The sequence below is a fragment of the Nonomuraea sp. NPDC003201 genome (assembly GCF_053590415.1).
In genome coordinates this window covers 21,405-27,416 of the sequence record NZ_JBSFTC010000145.1, presented here as the reverse complement: position 1 = coordinate 27,416, position 6,012 = coordinate 21,405, and the positions used below count along the sequence as shown (strand labels likewise).

Annotated in this window: 8 protein-coding genes and 1 pseudogene; 3 read left to right on the top strand and 6 right to left on the bottom strand. The window is 66.6% G+C overall.

Features of this window, described 5'->3' with window-relative positions:
* From ACWDX9_RS36725 to ACWDX9_RS36710, 4 genes and pseudogenes are all read right to left on the bottom strand, one after another.
* Nucleotides 1-470, bottom strand: a pseudogene (locus ACWDX9_RS36725) (hypothetical protein); the annotation flags it as partial.
* Nucleotides 471-892: 422 nt separating this feature from the next.
* Complete coding sequence (locus tag ACWDX9_RS36720) at nt 893-1,213, bottom strand: hypothetical protein (protein ID WP_449962377.1); 321 nt, start codon at nt 1,211-1,213, stop codon at nt 893-895.
* A gap of 18 nt (nt 1,214-1,231) precedes the next feature.
* The gene (locus ACWDX9_RS36715) at nt 1,232-1,498 is read right to left on the bottom strand and encodes an endonuclease/exonuclease/phosphatase family protein (RefSeq protein WP_449962374.1); all 267 of its coding nucleotides are present in this window, start codon (nt 1,496-1,498) and stop codon (nt 1,232-1,234) included.
* Nucleotides 1,499-1,838: 340 nt separating this feature from the next.
* Nucleotides 1,839-2,450 carry a DUF4328 domain-containing protein gene (locus ACWDX9_RS36710; RefSeq protein ID WP_449962371.1) on the bottom strand — a complete coding sequence of 204 codons (612 nt, stop codon included), beginning with the start codon at nt 2,448-2,450 and terminating at the stop codon, nt 1,839-1,841.
* 256 nt (nt 2,451-2,706) lie between these two features.
* Between ACWDX9_RS36710 and ACWDX9_RS36705 the strand changes: the two genes are divergently transcribed.
* The gene (locus ACWDX9_RS36705; RefSeq protein ID WP_449962369.1) at nt 2,707-2,877 is read left to right on the top strand and encodes a hypothetical protein; all 171 of its coding nucleotides are present in this window, start codon (nt 2,707-2,709) and stop codon (nt 2,875-2,877) included.
* A 282-nt stretch (nt 2,878-3,159) separates the two neighbouring features.
* On the opposite strand, the gene ACWDX9_RS36700 is transcribed toward ACWDX9_RS36705, so the two are convergent.
* The gene (locus tag ACWDX9_RS36700; RefSeq protein WP_449962366.1) at nt 3,160-4,104 is read right to left on the bottom strand and encodes a hypothetical protein; all 945 of its coding nucleotides are present in this window, start codon (nt 4,102-4,104) and stop codon (nt 3,160-3,162) included.
* A 646-nt stretch (nt 4,105-4,750) separates the two neighbouring features.
* Between ACWDX9_RS36700 and ACWDX9_RS36695 the strand changes: the two genes are divergently transcribed.
* Together ACWDX9_RS36695 and ACWDX9_RS36690 are read left to right on the top strand one after the other, a co-directional pair.
* Nucleotides 4,751-5,098: a hypothetical protein gene (locus tag ACWDX9_RS36695; RefSeq protein WP_449962363.1), complete on the top strand. Its 348-nt coding sequence runs from the start codon at nt 4,751-4,753 to the stop codon at nt 5,096-5,098.
* A gap of 485 nt (nt 5,099-5,583) precedes the next feature.
* Nucleotides 5,584-5,718, top strand: coding sequence for a hypothetical protein (locus ACWDX9_RS36690; RefSeq protein ID WP_449962360.1), 135 nt, complete (start codon nt 5,584-5,586; stop codon nt 5,716-5,718).
* Nucleotides 5,719-5,721: 3 nt separating this feature from the next.
* Here ACWDX9_RS36690 and ACWDX9_RS36685 read toward each other — a convergent pair whose 3' ends face one another.
* Complete coding sequence (locus ACWDX9_RS36685) at nt 5,722-6,003, bottom strand: YciI family protein (protein WP_449962357.1); 282 nt, start codon at nt 6,001-6,003, stop codon at nt 5,722-5,724.
* Nucleotides 6,004-6,012: the final 9 nt, after the last annotated feature.

Genomic DNA, 6,012 nt, shown 5'->3' with positions numbered 1-6,012 from the left:
GTCCCGCCGGCCGCGGCCTGCTTGGCGCCGCTCGCGCCGCCGATGCGCAGCGCCCTGCCGTGCGACTTGGGGGTCACCGTGCCGTCGCCGGTCGCCGTGAGCGCGAGATCGACGGGCTTCCACCCGGCGCCGTCGCGTACCCTGACCGGCCCGGCGAACATCTCCTCGGTGAGGGAGCCGTCAGGGTTGGCGTAGGTGGAGGAGGCCTCGGTACGTGCCGATTCGATCTCGACCCGCTTGCCGGTGAGCCGTGCGGTCAGCTTGGCCGAGCTCTCGTCGGGCGCACTGGGCCCGGCCGGAGCGGTGGAGGGGTCGGGCGGGGCGGCCGCCGGTGGGGGTTGGGGTAAGGGGGTGTCCGCGTACGCCGTGGGGATGTCCGCGACGGTTACGGCCAGTGCCACGGACAGCACGGCCGCGATGGCCCGGTCCGCCGTGGTCGTCCGGCGGACGCGAGTGCGGGTTGATGCCACTCTTCGATCTCCGATTCGCGCGCCTCTGGGAGAGGTTTGACCATCGTTGCGGCGTGATCGTAAGAGGCATGTTCAACATGAGGGAACAGGTGACGGAGATCGTTAAGCTACCCGCCAGTTCGCGTACATGTTCGGTAACGGGGGTGGGGAGTCGCCGCGACCGCCAGTGACGGCCGATGATCGCCGACGCAACGCTCTTGCCGGCGCGGGAGTGGGCGGCGAGGCCGCGCGCCTGGACTTGGGTGCGCGGCGCTGCTCGAATCCGAGCGTGCGGCGTAACCACGTCCGCCCTTCGCTCGACAACGTCCACGACACTCCCGCCAAGTGCGGGAGAAGAACTTCGATGCACGCCGGGCACGGCCCATGACACATCGGTCAACGGCACCCGTCCTTCGCCAACGGTGTGTCAGGAGGTGCGGGGATCAGGTCGGAGAGGTGAGGTGGTTGACGATGGTCGACGCGCAGCGGTCGTCGAACAGGATCGCGTAGTGGTTGCAGCCCGGGATCGCCTCATCCCGCAGACCCGGGAGGCGGGCGGCCCAGCAGTGGCCGACGAAGGCCGGATGCGCTTTGAAGAAGTCGACGTACGTGTCGGCGGTGGGGAACGTCCGGCGCAGCCGGGCGATCGCCGGTCCGAGCGTGGCCTCCAGAACCGAGCTGTTTGACGGCTGGGCGGCCGAGAACGCCCATCTGTTCCGATGCTGCGGAGAGGAGCCGCCATGAGTCCGGCAAAAGTGACTCATCGGCCACGGAGAACTCGCTCATGTCGCCGGCCCGCTGCTGCGGGCGGCGTAGTACACGGCTGAGGTTCTACTCGCGCCCGCGGGCCGCTGCTCGTGGCGTGCGGCCAGGCAGCCGCACCGCGCATGGATCACGGGGATCAGGGGGCCCGCCGCGTTCCAGTCGCCCATCGCGATCACGGGCCGGTCCTTGACGAACAGGCGCAGCGCCTCCGCCTCCATCCTCCGGATGCCCGGGGAGGAGGGCGCGAGGTGGGTGTTGAGAACGTCGACGGGGGCACCCGTCATCAATCAGGATCACCAACTGGCTGCAGCACCGCTAGTCGGCCGCCACCCGGCAGACGCGGCTGCAGGTGCCGGCCGAGTTCGGCCAGGGTGCGGGGTACCTTGGCGACGATCGAGTCCGCTCGCGGGCGCCGGCTCCGTGGCCGGCCTCACAGGCGCGGCCGATGAGGCCGATGAGGACCGCCACAGTGGGTCGCCTCGTCATTCGCCAGCCAGTTGAGGGTGCTGCGGTCGTGGGCTCCCAATGAGACTCCGGCATCAGCACACGCTCAGACGGTGCATCGTCAAGCCATGGACGGCCCAGCCCTGGCCCGGTCCTCGGTTGCGCCCGGCGGAGCAGCCGTCAGTGCCCCGGGTAGCCGCCGCCGGGAGCCATACCACCGAGAGGCATGCCTTCGGAGGGCATGCCGGCGGCGGCCGAGCGGTGCTCCTCCTGGGCCTCGGTGATCTTGCGGATGACACCGATCGCCAGCACGGCCGCGATGAGCATCAGCACGATACCCACCACGTCGAACCGCGCGGCGGCGGCCAGCGGCTCCAACTCGTCGGCGTTGAACAGCAGGCGGCCGGCCACGTTGGCCACCCAGGTGCCGATCAGCCAGGCCGCCCACCAGGCGTTGAACAGCCCCCGGGAAGGCGAGGGGACGCGGGCGGAGGCAGACCAGATGTCGTCCACGATCTGCTTGGGGAACCAGAAGTTGATGATGGGCACCACCCAGCCGAAGATCAGCCACGGCTGGCCGCGCCGGTGGCCGCCGGGTGCGAGGATCTCGGCGTTCGCCCGGACCCTGAACAACCACACCAGGAACGCCACGATGGCCACGACGTAGACGACCGTCTCCAGGATGCCGGACAGGCCGTAGACGAGATCGCCTGTGTTGATCTCCGCCTCGGGCACGGAGTCGGCGTCGGCGATCATTCGGTCCACAAGCGAGGCGTACCAGAGATCGATCACAGCTGCGACGATCCCAATAAGCGAGTCGCACACCAAGGCGACCACGGCGAAGATGGCGACGCCGCGGACCGGGCGTAAGGGCATCTGCGGTGGCGGGTAGCCAGGGTGGGAGGGGGGTGGCGGATACATGGCGCGGCCCTTTCTGAAGCGGGGCGTAACAGTATGTCGGGCTGGAAGCCAGGAAAGGATCATTTGGTCCGGCCCGCCATCCTCTTGTGATGAAGTCGGGATTGTGCGGTGTCGGCGATGGTCTTCGGTGCGCGCGATCCTGGTGTGGCGGGAACACGGCGAGCAGCAACTGTCGCCGATGAAGGCCCCGGCCGAGGTGTCGGAGCTGTGCTCGGCCGACCAGTTGGCCGCCCAGCGCGCTTGGGCCGAACAACGGACCGGTCGCGCCCGTGCCGATGCGCTGCGCTTATGGCTCTGATCTGCGGGGTGGGTTCTGGCGAGCTGGCAACTGCACGCGGCAGCCACCTGTGGTTCTACGCGTGTGAGTCGGCCCCACTTGCGCGTCAGGTGCGCCCCCGCCATAACTGCATTACGTAGCCACATGATGACGTTCCGATGACTTTCGGCCCCACCGCAGGTGTTGTGGTGAGACGCTGCTTGTGCTCCTGGTCAGGAAGGAGCGCGAATGGCGCGAATGACCAAAGTGGAGATGGTTGATCGCCGGTGCCTGACGATGCTCGGCAGAGCAGGGGCGCTGCTCTCAAAAGTCTTCCCAGGGATCTGGGGGCTCGTACATCTGTTGTCTGCGTTCGTCGGCGCGTCGGGCCAAGCGGTGTTGCGGAAGATGGTCCTGAACCTGCCACCACTCCAACCTGAAAAGGCGACGGTCCTCACCAACGACGATGAGCGGCCCCCCTTCATAGGTATGAAAGTACGTATAGAACTCGTTTCTGCGGGCGAGCACCGTCTCTGGCGCTAGTTCGACTGCGGCGCCGTAGACATAGGCTTGGCGAGTATCGGCGGCGGTAATGTCTCGGTCTGGGGTGAGGACCAGCGGCCAGAGATCGGGGTTGTCCGAGTCGTCAACCTCACTTGGCATCGGTGCGGGCCCGTCTGCCAGGGCTTGTACCGTCCACGCGTCGACAAAGGTTGCCCGGCAGACCTCCTGGAGAGGAAGCCCTACACGGAGGGCAGCCAAGGCGAGGTTCTCTGTTTCGCTGTGGTCGCCGCGCTCGCGCTGCGCCGCCTGGGCGGCTTCTCCCGCGAGCCTGAGCCAATGGAAGCGGTCCCCTGTTGCCGGATCTTGCAGATGATCCCAGCAGCGGCTTCCGGGGCCGGCAGGAGCGATGTTCAGGCAGAACGCGTGTCCGCACATTTCAACGACGCGTTGCGTGCCCAGGTCGGGGACGAACACCGTGCACGCGCGGAAGGGGCGCCGAGGGTCGTCACCAACGGCGGTGAAGTAGCGGATCCGATCACCGTGGTCACCTCGCTCGACCCGGAATGTTCTCACCTCCCACGCTGACAGGACATGAGACGCCATCGCGATCGCCAGGGCTGGAAATGGCAGGAACGGCCGCGAGGTCGCGTCATCCAAGGTAGGGATCGCTGCAATAGGTCGCCGGGAGTCAGGATCGTCCAGATGCCGGAGAGCTGTCGCGAGAAGTTCAGCAGCGTTGACGATCGTATCGTCGGTATTGGCCATGGTTCTCCGTGGGATGCATCACCGGAAATCGCCTGCCAGTCTTTGATAGCAGCGTCGGTTTGGGCCCTGCACCTGAAATTTGTCGGTAATGTCGCTTCAGGGAGGCGAAGACCAACGTCGCGTTGCCGAACAGGCCAAGCTTTGTAGGGATTTCAACAAGCCCAAGAGCGCCGCTTCGGGAACAGGCTCTGACACAGCCCACCCTCCTGTTCGATGCTCTCGCCATGCAGGGGTTCGGGGACGGCAGCCCCCAAGTCCACAGACGGACTGAACCGATGCCGGTGATCTGTTCCAGGTGGGGCCGATTCCCACGCGAACCGGCACCGTTGAAGATCGCCGAGCGGGGCCCGAATCCGTCCGAAAGTGGGGTGATGCTCCACTGCGTACGAAACGCTGGCTCAACGCTGACCTGCGGCTATGTCGTCCCGCGGCCCGTTTTCGCCGTATTCCGGTGGCACCCGTCCAGGGCTCCCGGTTGTCACTTCGACTGAGTCAGGACGGCCCCGCAGGATGACCTTCGTCTGATGGACGGCACCCACGGCACCCCGGCGTCCGTTTAGCTACTCTAAGTGATGGATATATAGCTTTGGGTAACACTGGGTGGACGGCGTTCCGCTGCCGTCCCCAAGCGAGAGGTGGAGCAGCGATGACCGACCAGCTAATAGAGATTCCCAATTCCGCCACCAGCGCCGACGGCGAGGAGACCGCCCAGGGCACCTACCGCCTGTACTGGTACGGATCGGGAATGAAAAAGACACGCAACGAGGCCTACTCCTTCGCCGCCTCCCGGGGTGACGGGCACCAGCTGGCCGACATTCCCTCCGCCACGTGGCGCGACAGTGCCGCCAAATACCTCAACGGCCCGGCGTGGATCTACTCATGGAGGGGTGACAACTACAGCGAGGGCAACGTCGTGCTCCATCCCAACGGATCGATCGGCACCCTGGAAGACGGAAACCAGCAGCTTCCCTTCCTCATCAGCTACATCCAGTAGCGTTGGAAATTCGGCGGGTGCCACGGCATAGTTCGCCGGCGACCGCGGAGGCCTCGCCGGCGTGAGAGGCCTCGCGCAGGCGGGTTGCCGGGGACGGTCTCCCTCTGAATACCGTCCCCGGTGTCCCATGTCTCGGACCGATGGCTGAGGCCCGGCTACGCGAGTAGCGGTGTTTCGCCGGGCAGCCTCTCTCCCGGTGTCGACGAAGCGGTTACCCCCGGCGTTGGCGGGGCCGGGTCCAGGCGACGATCGTCGCCGTCACGGGCACCCGCCCGGCGGGCTCGGTAAGCCGGGTCAGCCGGTCACCGATGGCGTGATGCACGGAACTCTGTGCGGCCCACCAGGCCCTTGATCAAGCGGCCCCGCTACGGGTCGTCCCGGATCTGATCAAAGATCCGGGACGCATCGCCGCTTTGGACATACGCCGAAGAGACCGGCTCGGCGGCGTTCTCCACGAGTATTCATATGCAGCTTGAGCTGCATGGATGGAATTTTCGGCAGGCGCAGTGCCGTGGGAGGCGTGCTTCCGCGCGCTCAACCACATCGGCCACGACGGCCCGATCTCCATCGTGTGGAGGACGCGGGCATGGACCGGCCGCACGGCGCGCCAGAAGGGGTGAACTCTAGCCAGAGCCGAGCGAGCCGACCGTCACGCGCCACTGGCGCAGCCGGCGATCCCTGGTGACCTGTAGTTGCGTGTACGGGTCCTGGTCGACGAGTGCCTGTGCTGCGGTCTCGTCCTCGGCCCGTAGGACGATCATGCCGGCCGTCAGGTCCGTGTAAGGGCCGGCCGCGACGAGGCTGCCCTGCTCGAAGAGCTTGTTCAGGTGTGCGAGATGGTCTTCGCGGCGCTCCGCTCTCAGCGGGGTGTCGTTGTAGCCGTAGGTCAGGACGAACAGTGCCATGCCGAGATA